Source organism: Gaoshiqia sp. US2 (assembly GCF_059705485.1).
The window spans coordinates 2,508,347-2,525,919 of record NZ_AP048550.1 but is presented as its reverse complement, the minus strand read 5'-3'; the positions used below and the strand labels follow the sequence as shown (position 1 = coordinate 2,525,919).

Annotated in this window: 12 protein-coding genes; 2 read left to right on the top strand and 10 right to left on the bottom strand. The window is 47.2% G+C overall.

What is annotated here, in order from left to right; all coding sequences use genetic code 11:
* The first annotated feature begins 77 nt into the window (after positions 1-77).
* Complete coding sequence (locus tag AC6H3C_RS10035) at positions 78-893, top strand: hypothetical protein (protein WP_497520634.1); 816 nt, start codon at positions 78-80, stop codon at positions 891-893.
* Positions 894-985: 92 nt separating this feature from the next.
* Positions 986-1,978 carry a lipid A deacylase gene (locus AC6H3C_RS10030; protein ID WP_497520633.1) on the top strand — a complete coding sequence of 331 codons (993 nt, stop codon included), beginning with the start codon at positions 986-988 and terminating at the stop codon, positions 1,976-1,978.
* A 60-nt stretch (positions 1,979-2,038) separates the two neighbouring features.
* Here AC6H3C_RS10030 and AC6H3C_RS10025 read toward each other — a convergent pair whose 3' ends face one another.
* The 10 genes from AC6H3C_RS10025 to AC6H3C_RS09980 form a co-directional block, all read right to left on the bottom strand.
* Positions 2,039-2,461 (bottom strand): DUF3788 domain-containing protein, encoded by a 423-nt coding sequence (locus AC6H3C_RS10025; RefSeq protein ID WP_497520632.1) that lies wholly within the window; start codon positions 2,459-2,461, stop codon positions 2,039-2,041.
* Positions 2,462-2,489: 28 nt separating this feature from the next.
* Entirely contained in the window at positions 2,490-3,227 is a 738-nt protein-coding gene (locus tag AC6H3C_RS10020; RefSeq protein WP_497520631.1) for an MIP/aquaporin family protein, read from the bottom strand.
* Positions 3,228-3,256: 29 nt separating this feature from the next.
* Positions 3,257-4,762 (bottom strand): glycerol kinase GlpK, encoded by a 1,506-nt coding sequence (gene glpK, locus AC6H3C_RS10015; protein WP_497520630.1) that lies wholly within the window; start codon positions 4,760-4,762, stop codon positions 3,257-3,259.
* A 77-nt stretch (positions 4,763-4,839) separates the two neighbouring features.
* Positions 4,840-6,402, bottom strand: a complete 1,563-nt coding sequence (locus AC6H3C_RS10010) for a glycerol-3-phosphate dehydrogenase/oxidase (protein WP_497520629.1) — start codon at positions 6,400-6,402, stop codon at positions 4,840-4,842.
* A 52-nt stretch (positions 6,403-6,454) separates the two neighbouring features.
* The gene (gene glpT, locus AC6H3C_RS10005) at positions 6,455-7,777 is read right to left on the bottom strand and encodes a glycerol-3-phosphate transporter (protein ID WP_497520628.1); all 1,323 of its coding nucleotides are present in this window, start codon (positions 7,775-7,777) and stop codon (positions 6,455-6,457) included.
* An 80-nt stretch (positions 7,778-7,857) separates the two neighbouring features.
* A complete protein-coding gene (locus AC6H3C_RS10000; RefSeq protein WP_497520627.1) occupies positions 7,858-9,099 on the bottom strand; it encodes a BACON domain-containing protein in 1,242 nt (413 codons plus the stop codon).
* Between the two features lie 28 nt (positions 9,100-9,127).
* Positions 9,128-10,699 (bottom strand): SusD/RagB family nutrient-binding outer membrane lipoprotein, encoded by a 1,572-nt coding sequence (locus AC6H3C_RS09995; RefSeq protein ID WP_497520626.1) that lies wholly within the window; start codon positions 10,697-10,699, stop codon positions 9,128-9,130.
* 5 nt (positions 10,700-10,704) lie between these two features.
* Positions 10,705-14,025 carry a SusC/RagA family TonB-linked outer membrane protein gene (locus tag AC6H3C_RS09990; protein ID WP_497520625.1) on the bottom strand — a complete coding sequence of 1,107 codons (3,321 nt, stop codon included), beginning with the start codon at positions 14,023-14,025 and terminating at the stop codon, positions 10,705-10,707.
* A gap of 129 nt (positions 14,026-14,154) precedes the next feature.
* Positions 14,155-15,402 carry an IS4 family transposase gene (locus AC6H3C_RS09985; protein ID WP_497517007.1) on the bottom strand — a complete coding sequence of 416 codons (1,248 nt, stop codon included), beginning with the start codon at positions 15,400-15,402 and terminating at the stop codon, positions 14,155-14,157.
* Between the two features lie 100 nt (positions 15,403-15,502).
* The gene (locus tag AC6H3C_RS09980; RefSeq protein WP_497520624.1) at positions 15,503-17,518 is read right to left on the bottom strand and encodes a calcineurin-like phosphoesterase C-terminal domain-containing protein; all 2,016 of its coding nucleotides are present in this window, start codon (positions 17,516-17,518) and stop codon (positions 15,503-15,505) included.
* Between the last annotated feature and the right edge of the window lie 55 nt (positions 17,519-17,573).

The window sequence follows — 17,573 nt, the reverse complement described above, 5'->3', positions numbered from 1 at the left end:
ACCAAATTTACGAATAAGCCGGTCAACGCCTGCTGATATTTTTCAGTTATCAAAAAAATAAATAGTTTTGAGCACGAATGAGCAAAAATACAGAACAACGGATCATGGTACACTGCGACTTTTCGGAGTCGATGGCCGATGCGATTCTTCACGGAATCAGGATGGCAGAGATTTTTCGGAAAGAGCTGTGTTTGTTTCATCCGCTGGGCAAAGGCGGTAAAACGGAGAAAATGGATGCTCAGCGGGCCCTGGCTGCCATCATCCGTAAACTGCAAAACGATTTGCCCAATCTGGTCATTTCAAGCCTTACCTTAAAAGGCAACCTGCAGCAAACCATCGACCGCATTGGTGAACAATACGACGGGATTATGCTTGTGCTGACCAGCGAAAAAATAAAAACAAAATTGCCGGCCCTGCAACAAAGCCAGATTCCTTTTCTGTTTGTCAAAGGAAGCGATCGGGAATTCCTGCAATACAATAAAGTGATGTTGCCGGTTGATTTCCGCAAGGTGATGAAAGATACTTCGCTTTGGGCCTCATATTTCGGACGGTTTAATCAATCATCCGTTGAGGTGCTGGTAGCCAAAGATAAAAACAACGAGTACGGCGCCATGACGAAAAAGAATAAACGTTTTATTGAAGAGTTGCTGTTTAAGCTTCATTTGGATGTACGCTTTCGGACCGCCCAAAAAGGAAGTTTCGGCTTACCCTTTGAGGCGCTTGAGCGATGCCGGGACGAAGATTACAAACTGATCATCATCCCGTCGAGCCGGCACATCAGCTTAATTGACCTGATGGTGGGCTTGCCCGAGAAAAAAATCATCCAAAAAGCCGGGAATATGCCCGTTCTTTGCATCAACCCGAAACGCGACATGTATATTTTATGTGATTAAGCCGTTTAAAAGCAGTTCGGTAGTTTCATTCAGGTTGACAATTTTTATTTTTCTTTGCACACCGGGATCTGTTTCAAATAAACCCATTTAAAATGACACGAATGCGCCTGATCTTTTTAATCGTACTCAGCTTATTTTCGGCGGCTGCTTTTGCCCAAAAGCCCGAATACCAAGTCCTGTTTCACGGTTTTGGCGACAACCGGGAGTATTTTAGCGGGAAAGCGTATTCCCAAACCATTTTGGGTGAACGAACCAGTTTCGAAATCGGGACAACGCTGGACGAAAACCACCGGTTCCGGATCGGTTTAAACCACCTGTTCGAATTCGGATCGGAGGCTGATGTATGGAAACCGAAGCTGACAGCCTATTACCGGTATTCTGACGGGAAAAACGAATTTTACTTCGGCGCTTTTCCCCGCATGGACCTGGTCGATTTTCCCCTGGCCATGTTAACGGATACCCTTCTGTATTATCGCCCGAATATCGAGGGCATGTACGGGAAACACAGCTGGTCGTGGGGCCACCAGAGCGGTTTTGTTGACTGGACCAGCCGCCAAAGCGAAACTCAACGGGAAACATTCATGGCCGGCTTATCGGGAAAAATGCACTTTGGCTCCTGGTTTGCCGAAAATTACCTGCTGCTGTACCATCATGCCAAAAGCGCTGTTGAAATTCCCGATGAGCACATCAAAGACAACCTGGGTTTTGCCTTGTATGCAGGCAGAAGTCTCGATCAGCTTATTCCGCTGAAAAATTCGTACCTGAAGATTGGTCTGCTTCAATCGACCTTTCGCGATCGCGGAAATGACGACGGGTTTGTGACGAACCGGAGTTTCGTGGGCGAACTGTACGGCGAGCTGAAGCCATTTGCCTTGCGGGCCGCCTTTCACAAGGGCGACGGCCACCAGTTTATGTACGGCGACCGCTTTTACGATGTCGAAAGTTACCTCCGTACCGATATTTATTGGAAATTCCTCAACAGCGAGCATGTGCAGGGACATTTCAACCTGTCGTTTCACCTGATCGAAGGAAGCGACCTGGACCAGTCGCAACAGCTTTCGCTGATTTACCGGTTTGGAAATTGATTTTTACCCTTCACTGCGTAACCGGCGGATTGGCCGATACAAAACCACTGTGATTTTAGCCTATTTCAGTTTCGATTTGTAGTCAATCAGGAGTTTTGCAGAACCAAGGATGTCGTTGTTCTTAACCTCCAGGGTGAGTGGTTTCAGTTTCCCGAAGGTCGGAGCATGGGCAAAATTTTCTTTCAACGCCGGGTCGATCTCCAGATTCGCCAGCTCACCGCCGGTTTTTTCGGTGAAATAGAAGGTTAGCTTAAAAAAACCATCCCACACCGAAATCCAGCAGATGGTCTTCTTTTTATGAGTCAGTTTGCACAACCAGGCTTTTCCGTCGCGGTAATAGTGCCATTCGAAAGTCATGGAAGAAAACAGCGACGAGACCATTGCGTTAAATTCGTCCCAAACCACTTTATTCTGATCCAGATACTGTGTCAATACATGGTCGTCGGGATATTCATTTTCATGATTCAACAAGGGTTTGTCCATGGTTTTTTACACAAATTTAGGCATTTTATCATTTAAAGAACAGATACAGGGCAGCTGCAATAACAGCGCCTGTAAGCGGCGCACAAACCGGTATAAATGAGTAAGCCCAGTCGCTGCCGCCCTTGTGCCGGATGGGAAGAATGGCGTGCATCAGCCGCGGAGACAGGTCGCGCGCGGGATTGATCGCGTAACCGGTAGTCCCGCCCAACGACAATCCAATGGCTGTGACCAGAAGGGCCACCGGCAAGGCACCTACACTGCCCAGTCCAATCTTCATATCGGGGATGTCGTTGCATAAAATACTGGCACCCTCAATATAGAAAACGCCAAAGATCAGGACAAATGTCCCCAACACCTCGCTGAAGAAATTATTGGGAAGCTTCCGGATAGCCGGTTTGGTTGAAAAAGTGGCCAGAATCGCCTCCTGGTCCTCGCTTTCATTATAATGATGCCGGTAAAAAAGCCAGACTAAAAAGGCTCCGGTGGCTGCGCCCAGCATCTGAGCAATCACGTAGGAGCCTACTTTTACCCACGGAAATTTTCCCGCGATGGCCAAGCCGATGGTCACTGCCGGATTGATATGCGCCCCGGAATGCGGACCGGCAATAATGACGGCAAGAAACACCGCTAATCCCCAGCCCCAGGAAATGACGATCCACCCCCCGTTGTTCCCTTTGGTGCCTTTCAGCACCACGTTGGCCACCACCCCGTTCCCCAGAAGAATCAGGATCATGGTTCCGATAAATTCAGCATAGAACTCGCTCATGGTATTATTTTTTTTCGGTTTAGTCGTTATTATTGTTCATCCTCCTGTTCCCAACTCATGGCCCTTTTCAACGCTTTTTGCCAGCCATTTAAAAGTTTCTGCGCAATCCCAGGTTCCATTTTTCGGGTAAAACACTGATCAACAGACCATTGTTGTTTAATTTCGTCTATATCTTTCCAGAATCCTACGGCAAGGCCTGCCAGGTAAGCGGCGCCCAGGGCCGTTGTCTCCAGTACTTCCGGACGATATACCGGTACCCCGATCACATCGGCCTGAAACTGCATCAGCAGGTTATTCACCACGGCGCCCCCGTCAACCCGCAGTTCTTTCACCGAAGATTCCAGATCTGCTTCCATCGCCCCCAACACGTCATAGGTTTGAAAAGCGATGCTTTCGAGCGCTGCACGGGCAATATGAGCCGAACCTGAGCCACGGGTCAGCCCGAGTATGGTTCCGCGGGCATACTGATCCCAATGGGGAGCGCCTAAACCGGTGAGGGCAGGAACCAGGTAAACTCCGCCATTATCGCTTACCCGACCGGCCAGTTCCTCAATTTCACCCGAAGTTTTAATAATTCCCAGCTCATCGCGTAACCATTGGACAATAGCCCCTCCGGTAAAAATACTGCCTTCGAGCGCATAGGTGGTGTTCCCGTTAATTTGCCAGGCAATGGTCGAAACCAAATTATTTTTTGACCGCACTACCTTGCTGCCGGTATTGCAAAGCATAAAACATCCGGTGCCATAGGTATTTTTAACGCTGCCCACATCAATGCACATTTGTCCGAATGTGGCGGCCTGCTGGTCTCCTGCAATACCCGAAATCGGAACCTCAACACCAAACCATTCCTTCGAGCAGTAAGCATATATTTCGGACGAAGATTTCACCTCGGGCAATATTTCCCGGGGGATACCGAATAAGTCCAGCAATTCGTCGTCCCACGACAACGTGCGGATATTGTAAAGCATGGTCCGGCTGGCATTGGTGACATCGGTGATGTGGTGTTTTCCGTTCGTCAGCTTCCAGATTAACCAGCTATCGATGGTCCCAAAAGCCAACTCCCCTGCCCTGGCTTTTTCCATCGCTCCTTCCACCTGGTTCAAAATCCACCGCAGTTTTGTTGCTGAGAAATACGAATCAATGACCAAACCGGTTTTGTATGAAATTGCATCGCCCCATTCACCCGCCTTCAGTTCGTCGCAATAGGCCGATGTACGCCGGTCCTGCCATACAATGGCATTGTAAACCGGCATACCGGTTGCCCGGTCCCAAACCACCGTTGTTTCCCGCTGGTTGGTTATTCCGATGCCGGCAATGGCCATATCGTCATTTGCCAATTGCCGAACCGCATTTTGGGCAGTTTCGATCTGCGACTGCCAGATCACCAGCGGATCATGTTCCACCCACCCGGGGCGGGGATATATTTGCGGAAATTCCTGTTGGTTTGAGGTAACAATTTGACCCTTTTTATTGAAAAGAATCGCCCTGGAACTGGTGGTTCCCTGATCGAGAGCCAATATGTACTGGTTGAGCATGATTTTAAGTTTAAGTCAGGTTATTTTAGTTTTGCAATCGCAATTTAGAAATTTCCGGTTACTTTTTGTATTGTTTTTTACTCCAGGATATAGGTTTTGGCCATCTTCAAATAATCGGCTAATTGCCGGTCAATCCAGTCGCCGTTTTTACGCAGTTCTTTCGCCATAATTTCTGCTACCACCGGCGAAATCCGGATGCTTTCGCGGGCATCGAGCAACAAGGCCCTGGTCCGGCGCGACAGGAAATCCTCGACCGTGCGCGCCATTTCGTGGCGCACTGCCCAAACCACCTGTGCTTTTATGATTTTTAGTTCCTCACTGATCACTTCTGCAAATTCTTCATTCTCCGCCGCCAACGCAAGCATTTTTTCTTCGTCGGATCCGTAAAAATAATAAGGTTTTTTCAAATCAACATTTTTTTTGTACCCGTGAATTTTATAACTCACTGTTTTTGATGCCGGAATATTCAGGTTGAAGTAGTTGCCGATCAAATCAATCACATCCTCGGCCATTTGCCGGTAGGTGGTCCATTTTCCCCCGGTGATAGTCACCAGACCGGAGTCGGACAGCTCGATGATATGTCCGCGCGAGATTTCTTTTGTGCTTTTTGCTCCATTTCGGGGAGCAGCCAACGGCCTTAAACCGGCAAACACGCTTCTGACATCGGCGCGAGTGGGCGGCTTGACCAAAAACCGCCCGGCAGTTTCAAGGATAAAATCAATCTCTTCCTGAAGTGCAACCGGCTCAATTTCGGCGGTTTCTTTCTGAACGTCGGTGGTTCCCACAACCACCTTATTGTGCCAGGGGACGGCAAAAAGCACGCGGCCATCCCGGGTTTTCGGAATCATGATCGCGTAATCTCCCGGCACAAATTCTTTGTCAATCACCAAATGAACCCCCTGGCTAACGCGAACAAGCTCATGCGCATGCGGGTTGTCCATTTTCAGGATCTGATCGACAAAAACACCGGTGGCATTCAGCACCGCTTTACTGTATATTTCGTATTCCTTCCCGTTTTCCTGATCAACCGCCTCTATCCCGCAAACTTTTCCGTCTTTTTTGATCAGCCTGTTCACCTTCATGTAATTGATCGCAACGCCACCCATCTCGACAAAGGTCTGGACCATATTTACAGCCAGGCGTGAATCGTCAAACTGCCCGTCGTGATAGATCACTCCGCCGTATAAATGATCAGCGATCAAGGTAGGTATCTTTTCCAGGGTTTTGGCTTTTGAAAATGGTCTCGATTTTCCCAAACTCAGCCGGCCCGCGAGCAAATCGTAAAGAACCAGCCCGATGGTGTAAAAAGGCACACCCCACCAGGTATAATTTGGTATAATAAACGACTGGTCTTTGACCAGGTGCGGGGCATTTTTCTTCATACGGCCGCGTTCCCTCAAGGCTTCTTTTACCAAAGCGACATTTCCCTGTGCCAGGTAACGAACGCCGCCATGCACCAGTTTGGTACTCCGGCTCGAAGTTCCTTTTGCAAAGTCAAATTGTTCGACCAACAAAGTATTTAAACCTCTGCTTCTGGCTTCAATGGCGGCGCCTATCCCGGTAGCGCCTCCGCCAATGATGACCAGGTTCCAGTTGTCGCTGCAACGCTCCAGCTCGGCTATCATAGTTTCCCTAAGCATTTTTCCTGTTGTTTTAAGTCATTTTATTCCGTTCCCTACCCGAAAGTACTTTTCACGATTTACTTTTATGCCCTAACGTGAGGGATAACAAGAAGATCGCGATCACCGAAACGACAATCAATACTTTAAATCCGCCGTCCCAGGTGAAGTGTTCTACAATGTAGCCCATGGCAATGTTGGCAAAAAGTGCGCCTCCCATGTAACCAAATAGTCCGGTGAGTCCGGCAGCCGTACCGGCGGCTTTTTTGGTTACCAGGTCGAGGGCATGTACCCCGATCAGCATGACCGGTCCGTAAATTAAAAATCCAATCGCGATCAGAGACAAATTGATCACAAACAGGCTGTCGGATTTCCAGTAAAAAATAATGGCCAGGATTACAAAAAACATATACAGGATGCTTGCCGGCGCACGGCGACCGTGAAAAACTTTATCGCTGATCCAACCCGCCAGCAAGGTGCCCGGAATACCGGCATACTCGTACAGGAAGTATGACCAGCCGGATTCGTTTAGATCGATGTGCTTTACCTCTTTCAGGTAAGTTGGTGCCCAGTCGAGCACGCCGTAGCGGATCAGATACACAAAGGCATTGGCAAAAGCAATGTACCAGAGAAACTTGTTTCTAAAAACATATTTAAAGAAAATATCCCTCCCCGAAAGTTCTTCTTCCGATTTGGTTTCATCGTATTCGGGCGGATAATCGTCCCGCCATTTTTCAATCGGAGGCAAACCGCACGATTGGGGCGTATCCTGCATCAACCAGTAAGCGATCAACGCCACCAGGATTGCCACAAAAGCCGGGAAATAAAGGGCGCTCCGCCAATCGCTGAAAATGGCAATTCCCAATATGGCGAGCGGGCCGATTAAGCCGCCGCCGATATTGTGGGCCACATTCCAGATCGACATTTTTGTGCCCCGTTCATTCGTGGAGTACCAATGCACCAGCGTACGGCCGCAGGCAGGCCAGCCCATCCCCTGAAACCAACCGTTCAGGAAAAGCACGACAAACATGACCACGACCGACGAGGTGAAAAACGGGATAAAACCGAGCAACATCATCGTCATTGCTGAAAGCACAAGTCCTAAAGATAAAAACACCTTGGGATTGCTTCGGTCAGACACATTCCCCATAATAAACTTGCTTAATCCGTAAGCAATGGAAATCGCGCTTAACACCCATCCCAGCTGCGATTTGGTGTAGCCTTGCTCGATGAGTTCGGGCATGACAAGCGAAAAATTCTTCCGCACCAGGTAATAAGCCGCGTATCCGAAAAATATTCCCATGAAAACCTGCAAGCGGAGTCTTTTATACACCGGGTCTACCTGGTTCGCAGGCAAAGGTTCAGCGAATCCTTTGGGTTTTAAAAAGTTGAGCATAACAGCAGTCTTTTGGTTTTATTTAAACAGCACAGGGAATGACAGAAATAGCTGTCACCCCTGTCTGTATTTCAATTTATTTATTCGACAAATAACACTTTAATATCATCGAGGAAAATCCGGTTTTTCTTGGCGCCGATAGTACGCAGGTCATATTCGCCGCCCTGGAACTTGATCTGGGTATCGGCTGTAGCCCCGGTAATCGTAAAAGTACGTTCAGTAGCAGGGTCTGCCCAAATAGCCGTACAGGCAGGATCAGTGGTGTAGTTTGGCCAATTATCAATATCGAAGGTTGTTGTACTGACAATCCCCGGGCCAATCACACTGACAATAAGCTTTGTATCATCCTTTGTTCCTGTCGCCGTCATATACGGAACCGCTTTAAATTTAACCAGAACATTTACCGTTCCCTCAATCGCTGACAATTTAGGTGAAATGATGTCCCCTCCATAATTAGTTTTGCCCAGTTTAACGAAGCCTTGGCGTGCATAGCAAAGCGGCGTGTTACCACTCAACTCGACTGTATTGATGGTACTTGTCCATCCTTTGGCTTTTTCCGCCTCAGTCCAGGCGTCATAGCGTTTCTCACCGTCGGTTGTATAAAATATGGCGCTACCGTAGGCCAGCCAACTGAAATATTCTTCCAGGATGATATTTCCCGGGGATTGGGTCAGGATGACCTCCTTGGCCAAATCGGGATATTCGGGAGAAGTGACCGTGAGTTTTGCCTGACGTTCGTCTCCCGTATTTCTGCCGGCATGCAACTTAATCTGGGTGCCAGACAACTGTAGTTCGGTCAGCCAGCTTCCATCCTCGATCGTATAGTTCCAGTTTACATTGGCCTTCACATTAATGGTGATATCGGCGCCGACCGCCGGAATGCCTATGCCGGCTGAGGTTTCGGGAACAGTAATATAAGGCACACTGGCTTCCTGTTCGACCCTGAACAGCACAGGTTGTTCCTTTCCGTCGACAACAAAGGCAAAATTCATGATCCGCGCATTAAAGGTACTGTTCTCCTTTACAATAATCTTGAAGATGCCATCGTCGTCGCCTTCATCGGGGAATGACCTCACCCAGTCTCCTTCGCTCTGGGCCACCACCTTCCATGGCCGGTTGGAGCGGACCACATAACTTTGTTCTTTAGCCGCGGAAGTAACGGATAAACCGGTAGGTTGCCCTTCAATATTGAAATAAGGTTCGCCGGTATCTTTGTCATCATCGTCTTTCTCGCATGAGGTAAAGAAAACCGCAGAAATAAAAAACACTGAAAAGAGCATCATTCCCGCGTTCTTCAAACCGAAGAAATTATTTGTTTTCATATTTTTTCTATTATCATTAAAAAACAGGTTAATTACTGCCACCAATGGCCTGTTTACTCCACCAAACCGGTGTTTTCATGTTATTTCCACCCCCCATGCGGGTTAGGGCCTCCTGTGCGTTTGCACTGTTTGTAGCCATCGTTGTGTTTGGATAGGCAAAGCGGGTTGGAAGAATAAAATCGTTAAAGCTGGTTCCCGCGCCAATCGTCAGTACCGGATAACCTGTTCTGCGATATTCGTGATAGGCTTCCATACCGATCCAAAACAAGGCCAGGTATTTTTGATTGGCAATAAGCACTTCCTTACTTGTTGCCAAATCCCAGGAAGCCAATTTTGAATCCAGGAAAGTGGTTATGTCTGCTTCGGTGATCGTCACCGGAGTTTCGCTGTATTGCCCGAACTCGGCCCACTTTTCCAGGGAAGCTGTAACAGCGGCCGTATAATATTCTTTTGCTTTGGCCGTACCCCCGTCAATCCATCCTTTGAGGGCTGCCTCGGCCAGAATAAACTGCACTTCGGCGTAATCCATGAAAAAGCCTGGCGCAGCGGGGCGGCAAAAGACTTTATAGTTCAGCCACGACGTTCCCCTGTCAACCGTCGACTGTTCTTCCTGTGTACAACCAGCCACGGTGCCTTTCCAAACGTTGGCGGGATTTGTGGCTGTACTTGGGTTCTTCTTTCCGATAACAGGCAGGCGGGGATCGGTATAAACCTGCACATCATTTTCAGTGACAACGGTCATTTTGATCAGTTGCTCGGTCAGCTTACGTCCCGAACTGGTAAAATCTCCTTCATTGGTGATGGAGAACTGACTCAGATAAGGGTCTGACCCTGAGAATTTGACTGTCGCATTATCTTCATTGGAAACAAAAACCGGATAAGTGGAAGGATCAGCCAGAATAGCTTTGATCTTTTTCCCTGCCTCCATTTCACTGCGTCCGCTGACCCGGCAAAGCAGGCGAAGATAAAGCGAATTGTTAAATTTTCGCCATTTATCCATCGACCCGCCATACATGCCGTCCAAAGCAGGCTTAATGAATACGGGATTTTCGGCATAAATTTCGTTCGCGGCCTCCAGTTCCGCAAACATCTGCTCATAAACTTGCTTTTGTGAGTCGAACTTAGGCGTTTTTGTTCCACCCGGCAGTCTTCCCTGAAAAGCTTCGGCATAGGGAATATCACCGTACATGTCGGTCAGGTTGGACATAAACATCACTTTCATCGTTAGGGAAATGGCTTCGAGAGAACGATCTTTCTGCTCAAGGCTCAGATCATACATGTGGCTGATGTTGTTACCATAACGGGAATAAGTATCCCACAGGCTTGCCCAGTTTTGCTCGGTAATCGAATACCGGTGTTCCATGCGCGTCGTTCCGCCGGTGAAAGCGGTAAACTGGATCAACTCGTCATTCCAGAACCAGGTGTAATTCAGCCAAACCTTGGCTCCGTTATAAAGGATGGGCTCAAACATGGCACTTGCCTTTATATCACCAACAAGTGTTCTGTTTGGATTGGTATTGATCTCTTCAAAATCTGAAGTGCAGGCAGCCAAAACAAGAACAATCAGCGCGCTCGTTAGTATTTTATTAATTTTCTTCATAATTCTTAAAATGAAAGATTAACATTAACTCCATAGCTCCGGGTCATCGGGAACGACATCACCTCGATGCCTTTATAAATCTGGTTTCCATTAAGCATCCCGGTTTCAGGATCATACTGCGGGAAGTCGGTCAAGCAAAACAAATTGGTCGCAAATACGCCCACACCTGCTTTTTGCAGAAATCCGGTTTTCCTTAATAATTTGGCCGGCACATTATAGTCCAGGCGAACCTCTTTTAGTTTCAGAAATGACGTGCTGAAGGTGTTATTCATGGTATTGTCCCGAACCCAAACATTGGCATTGTAATAGGTCTGTATACTGTTGGTGACGGTCGTATTTTTGGTATAACCCACGACGACACCATTTTCTTTGACTTCATTGACTCCCTGATGCACGAGTCCGTCATAACGCCCTTCCAGCGAGTTCTTCAGTTTCCCCTGGTATGAAAGGCTGAAATTGGTTACCGAGAAGGCGTGTCCTCCATATTGTGCGGAGAACGTAGCCGAAAGGGTCAGATTTTTGTAACTGAACCGCTGCGTCATTCCCGCCCGCCAGTCTGGGTTCACATTCCCGATTTTCCGGTTTGGCGAACTATCCAGGACCGGGTAACCTGATGCATTGACAATGTCCATACCGGAAGCGTCGATCACGTTGCCATTTTCGTCAGTGTAAGTAGCTCCTTCTGGTGCTTGCTGATACCCGCGCCCATAGATTACGTGCATTTCCTGCCCGACATATGAATAGACAAACGTGCGGCTTCCGATGGTAGTCCCCATATCCGTCTGCCAGGGTACGGTTGGATCCCAGCCATCTTCAAGGCTAACGAGCTTGTTCTTGTTTTTTGACCAGTTCACGTCAAAATTCCAGTTGAAATTTTTCGATCTTACCGGCACAAAGTTTAGCGACACTTCAATCCCCCGGTTCTGAACTTCCCCCACATTGATTTTCATGCCGGTAGCCCCGGTGATTTGGTCCAGGTCAACCGTAGTAATCTGGTTAGTCGATTTATTGTTATAAAGGGCCAGGTCAAACCCAATCCGATTTCTCAGGAACTTCCCTTCCAGTCCCAGTTCCCAGCTTTCCACATTTTCGGGTTTAATCAAAGGGTCCGGTATTGTGCCGGGCATGACGTAGCCGCCGGGAAACGATGTTGTACCATAATACTGATCCAATTGATACGGGTCTGTTCCATTGCCGACATTCGCCCATGAAACACGCAGCTTCATAAAATCGATCCCAGACAGGTAGTTTTGAAAATTCAGGACTTTATTCAACAGAACACTGCCCGCAACAGAAGGATAAAAGAATGACCAGTATTTTGAGGCAAGCGTGCTTGACCAATCGTTCCGTCCGGTTATATCCAGAAAATAGGTGTCTGCCCAACTTACTGAAACAAGTCCGTATAAACTGTTAATCATTTTTTTGCTGCGGTAGGTGTAAATATCCGGGTTGATCCCCGACGGCAGGTTGGTGAGGTGATATACACCGTCAATGTCCAGCTGGCTAAGTGAAATCCGGTTGTTATAATACTCGGAAGTCATACTGTTGCCACCCACCATGACTGAAAATCCGAGACGTTTGTCGAACTGCTCATTATTCTCATAGCGCAGCATGAAATCATTATTAAACTCATATTCCCTGGTATTTTGTTCCCGGTAAAAGCCATTGGGATGGTCTGTCGTATAAAAAGGTTTCCTTTGCGTCCTGAATTCGTCGGCCCAGTCAAGACCCGATTTAAGATCAAGTGTCAGGCCTTTTGCCAAATCAAAAGTTAGTCCGATCGATCCAAAAACCCGATTCCTGTTTTGGGAGTTCAATTCTTCATAAAGTGTCCGGTAAGGATTATAGGAATTCGCCGAAGGAAAAACCAGCCCGTTACCGTTTTCGCCCAGTGCTCCCCAGTTCACCGCGTTAAACCGTCCTTCAAAATATTCTTTTTTCCATTCTTTGATACTGTTTACCGGCTGTCCCCAAACAAGTGCATACATGGCATTGGTTTCATCGTATCCTCCACCGGGCATGTTGTCGCTTTGCTTGCGATAATAGTTAACTTTTGTATTCAGTTTAATATACTGGTTGATTTTTGAATTAAATGACAGTGAAACGGATTGTCTTTGAAAACCGGTATTGGGCATAATCCAGTCGTTGCGCAGATCCGTAAACGACAAGCGGGTATTTGTCCCCTCCCCGTTGCTTCCGTCAATCGTCACCGTATTTGATTTGGTGATCCCCGTCTGGAAAAGGCCGGTATACCAGTCATCCTGATACACCCAGGGAAGCTTGGTAAATTCACCGGTTTCCCAGTTCTTTGAAGCATACAGGTAACGCAGCTTGTTCGGATCATATTTTTCGCCGAAGGTGTACCGCGAATAACGCCGGGGCGTTGCCACTCCGTCAGGAGCCATATCGGAGGTAAGCTCCCACATGGAATACTCGTTCAACCCCAAGTCAGAGCCGTTTCCATACTCTTTCTGGAAATCGGGAAAATAACCTGCGCGGTCGAATGTTACCGACGAATTTACAGTCACGCCGATACCCTTGTCTTTTCTTCCTGATTTCGTGGTGATGATAATGGCACCATTCGCTGCACGCGATCCGTAAAGTGCTGTTGCCGCAGGGCCTTTCAGAACGGAAACGGAGGCAATGTCGTCAGGGTTAATATCGCTGGCGCCGTTACCAAAGTCGATCGGAGCATCTGCTGCGGCATAATTGGACGAAGAAGAGTTAGCAGTCGTACCGGAAGTAACAGGCACTCCGTCAATCACGAACAACGCTTCGTTTTTCCCGTAATTCAGCGACACATCTCCGCGAAGCGTAACCCGCTTCGATCCGCTCGGACTCGAGCTTGCCTGATCGAAAACCAAACCGGCGACCTTACCAGACATCGCATTCAGCCAGTTGCCCGAGACGGTCTTCGTCAATTCTTCATTATCCACCTTGGATACCGAATATCCCAGCGATTTCTGCTCCCTTGTCAAACCCAGGGCGGTAACGACAACCTCTTCTACCTGTACATTATCTTCCTGCAGGATCACGTTAATCACCGACTGCGTACCTAACGGAACTTCTTTCCGGGCATAACCGATAAACTGGAAGACCAGCACCGGATTGCTGCCGGAAATCTTCAGCGTAAATGCACCGTCAATATCGGTTGTTGTGCCGATTGCAGTGCCTTTCAGAACGACGTTAGCCCCGATCACGGGAGTTCTTCCGTCTGCCTCAAAAACAGTTCCTCTCACCTCCCGGTCTTGTGCCAGAGCCGGAATAAAGGCCAGGAACAGCAGTAGCACGGAAAGCAAAACCTTTAAGTTCGATCTCAAATTCATAGATTAGGTTATTAATGATTATTAATTAGGAAATCACTATTATCCGACTAACATGCAGATTTGAGATTTTTGATCTTTAATTGCATGATAATCAATTGTTATTATTTCTATTTCAAAAGTCACCCCCTGCTAAAAAGCAAGACTGGTTTGCATATTTGATATTGGTGACCCTCTTTGTTTCAAGTATTCTCGGTTAGTACTTCGAAGCAATTCAAATACATCAAGCAAACTAATCAGATGTATGCGAACTAACGAAGCCACAACTGAAAATGCTTTTTTTGTTTGGGCCATCTTTTGAATCACTGTCATTAGCAATTGTGCAATTAAGGTGCACCAAACCTGTGTGCGAATGGCATTCTCGTTTTCCCCGTAAAAGTAATGAAGCTGAAAGTTCTGTTTCATTTTTTTGAACAGCAGCTCGATGCCCCACCGTTTTTTGTATAAGAACGCTATTTCTTCGGCCGTACTATCCATGCTATTGGTGATAAACTCATAATACCGGTTCTTTTCATCCTGATAGCATACTTTTTTCAGGCGAAGGGTTTTCTTCTGCTTTGTTTGTTTTTTGCCATTTTCATCTTCAGGAGAGTACTCAATTTCTATGATTTCCTCCCGAAGTACCATTGCTTTTCCTTTCTGTTTTTGATGTTCCTGCAACACTTCAATGACCGTATAAAGGGCATTTTTCTTGATCCGGGTAACAAAAAAGACCGATTTACTTGTCCACAAGGCAAACTGATGGTAATAGTTATAGGCCCGGTCGAAAACAACCATACTGTACGAGATCAGTTCCAGTTCCTTCAAAAAGTTTTTGTCGTGTACTTTGGCTTCGGTTATTTTAATAAACCGTCCAACCGATTGTACTGCATCAATGAGCATATGAACCTTTAGCCCGCCTTTCTTTTTGCCATCGTTCTTGGGATTGCGTCCAACTCCTTTCAGAATATCACTGAATAACCGGATCGTGGTCGAATCGATCAGTAAGACTTCTTTAAAGGTGAGGCCAAAGGTTCGGCTGTCCGACAAAAAACTTTGATAATGGTGTACCAATTTAAAATAAACATCTTCAAAGAACTTGTTGTCCCGGTTGCGCATCCCATCGCAAGCGGTACTTTTGGCTGGCGCTTCTTCAAGCCCCAAATGGTTCAGCTTTCCGCCCAAAGCCCGCAGCCCTTCACATATCTCGGTCATCGAGTCGCACCGGCTAAAGATGCCAAAGAGAACCGTGATCAAATGTGTCTTTGCCTTAAAAGCTTTATAGTAATAATCAGCATTGTGCTTCTTTACTATACTGGTCAAACTGATGCCCTCTATTAAACTAATCACTTGTTTGAAAATCGGCTGTCCGACAAAATTTATTTCTGTATTTTTGCTCATGTTGAAGTTTTTTCGCAAAACAAACTTACAACATGGGGCCAAACCTTCGGGGAGTAACCCCTATTTATTTTTTTCCCCGTTCAGTAGTGTTAGGAAATGATTATTTCGCCGCGGTTGAAAAAGCCTTTGGCCTTGTCATTGTTTCTGTATAAATATTCCCGAACCGATCGGTCACCTTAATCTCAAGCGTAGAGGTCGGGCTTGACGCCGTAACCTTAAACATGTGGGCCGTGGCGCCGGTAACAAACGAATCGGTTGGAACGGCCCCTACATTTAAGCGTTTGGCTTCGTATGAGATGATATGCAGCGGGTCGAGCGCAGATACGCGTTTCACAGTCAGCGGGTTGGCTCCCTCTTTGACCTCCACCTTCCACTGGCTGTCGTACCCCCATACATTGATTAAAACTTCGTTATTGCTATTCGGACTGGCATAAACGCCGGCGTATGGAGCTAATGCTGCATCAGTTGAGTTAGGCGCATAAGTTGCCGCTGTAATATAAACGGTATTCAAATCGTACGAGCGAAACTGATAATTCTTTTCATAGCCGATACTTTTGTAATACCATTTCATATTCCGGTCATCGATCTCCCAAATACCATAGCCACCGGGGCTTCCGTCTTTACAAATATGATTTCCGGCATAGCCGGTTCTGCCCGTCCACCACCAGGTTGCACAAACGGCGGCTGTGTTGTGTTCCATCAACGACTGACTGCCTTCTACCGAATAATTGATGTGCGTATGACCGCTCAGAACATGTACATTCGAAAATTCCTGCAATAAGGTCGCCAAGGCGCTGCCATTATTAAGCGCAAAGCCATTCACCTGATTTCCCCCGGCATCGAGAGTCGGGTTCCGGTAAAGCGGGGTATGCATACCAATTACAATTGGTGTGCTCTTGTCGGTAATGGTCGCCAAATCTTTTTGCAGCCAGGCCATCTGATCGGCAACAACGACGTCGTTATAATTGCGCTGCCCCAATACGCCCTGAGAACCACCGGTGTTGATGTATTCCACATCATCCAACACAACATAGTGGACATTTCCCAGGTTAAATGAATAATAAGTAGGGCCAATGATGTTTTTATAGGTATTCTCGGCAAACCAGTCACCCGCGTAATACGGATCATTATCGTGGTTTCCCATCAGGTTAAAAACGGTACAGTTAATTTTATTCATCTGGGTGAGGTACTCGTTCAGTGCAAAGTGGTTATCGTACCAGTACACATCCCAGGTCATGTCGCCAAGCGTTAATCCGTAAACTTTGGTCCCGCTGGCTTTGTAGGCGCTGATGACGGCATTCACATCGTTCAGGAATCCCTGGCTAAATTGCAACAAATCGTCATTCCGGTTAGCCAGATGCCAGTCGGCCATGGCAAGAACAACATGTTTGCTGTTATCTGTCCTGATTAATGAGAAATCTTTTTGTTCGACCGCACTTCCACCGGCAAGTTTTTTGAAGAACTGCGGAAAATTATTATTCGCCGGAACCTCGTAATTACCCGGCACCGAAATAAACACGTAGCCATTCTTCTTCTGCGAAGGGAGATAATATACGCCGTTCTGGTCGGTCTTGGTCACCTCGTGGCCATCCGACACCACCACATTCGGAATCCCGGCCCCGTCGCAATACACAAGCCCTTTGACTGTCATTCCGGCTTTGTCAGGGATCGTGGTATTGGCTACCAGGTTTAGCATGAACGATCCCAACAGCAGGCTGTCGGTCCCCCTTGACACCGTAATTTTATAAGTTCCGGAGCTAATCCCGGCAGGCAATGAGAAAGTGGCCGTTTGTTTGGTGACTGATTTCACGGCAGCAGAATACACTTTTGTTGCATCGGAAGAAGAAGTCAGGCTGATCTGGTCGCCAACCCGAAAGCCTTTCCCGGTAATCGTAACATCGCCGCCTGAGGCAACATCAAGGGTCGAGGGAATGGATACGCCCGTGATACTCAAACCACTTTCAACTTCAATGGGATCGTCGCCGCTGCAACTATTAAACGTGATCCCAAGTCCCACGAAAGCCAGAATGACCATGAGCATCACCCAGGGTGTTTTCAGATGGGACCATCCCAAAAACTTCGGGTTCCATCTAAATGTTGTTGTTCGTTTCATCATAAGTTATAGGTTATTCATTATTGTTTCTAAATTCAGGTTCAATCGTATTCATATT

Excerpts from the sequence above, each read along its gene's own strand:
- AC6H3C_RS10035 (WP_497520634.1), top strand. The coding sequence starts at position 78 with ATGAGCAAAAATACAGAACAACGGATCATGGTACACTGCGACTTTTCG.
- AC6H3C_RS10030 (WP_497520633.1), top strand. The coding sequence starts at position 986 with ATGACACGAATGCGCCTGATCTTTTTAATCGTACTCAGCTTATTTTCG.
- AC6H3C_RS10025 (WP_497520632.1), bottom strand. The coding sequence starts at position 2,461 with ATGGACAAACCCTTGTTGAATCATGAAAATGAATATCCCGACGACCAT.
- AC6H3C_RS10020 (WP_497520631.1), bottom strand. The coding sequence starts at position 3,227 with ATGAGCGAGTTCTATGCTGAATTTATCGGAACCATGATCCTGATTCTT.
- glpK (WP_497520630.1), bottom strand. The coding sequence starts at position 4,762 with ATGCTCAACCAGTACATATTGGCTCTCGATCAGGGAACCACCAGTTCC.
- AC6H3C_RS10010 (WP_497520629.1), bottom strand. The coding sequence starts at position 6,402 with ATGCTTAGGGAAACTATGATAGCCGAGCTGGAGCGTTGCAGCGACAAC.
- glpT (WP_497520628.1), bottom strand. The coding sequence starts at position 7,777 with ATGCTCAACTTTTTAAAACCCAAAGGATTCGCTGAACCTTTGCCTGCG.
- AC6H3C_RS10000 (WP_497520627.1), bottom strand. The coding sequence starts at position 9,099 with ATGAAAACAAATAATTTCTTCGGTTTGAAGAACGCGGGAATGATGCTC.
- AC6H3C_RS09995 (WP_497520626.1), bottom strand. The coding sequence starts at position 10,699 with ATGAAGAAAATTAATAAAATACTAACGAGCGCGCTGATTGTTCTTGTT.
- AC6H3C_RS09990 (WP_497520625.1), bottom strand. The coding sequence starts at position 14,025 with ATGAATTTGAGATCGAACTTAAAGGTTTTGCTTTCCGTGCTACTGCTG.
- AC6H3C_RS09985 (WP_497517007.1), bottom strand. The coding sequence starts at position 15,402 with ATGAGCAAAAATACAGAAATAAATTTTGTCGGACAGCCGATTTTCAAA.
- AC6H3C_RS09980 (WP_497520624.1), bottom strand. The coding sequence starts at position 17,518 with ATGATGAAACGAACAACAACATTTAGATGGAACCCGAAGTTTTTGGGA.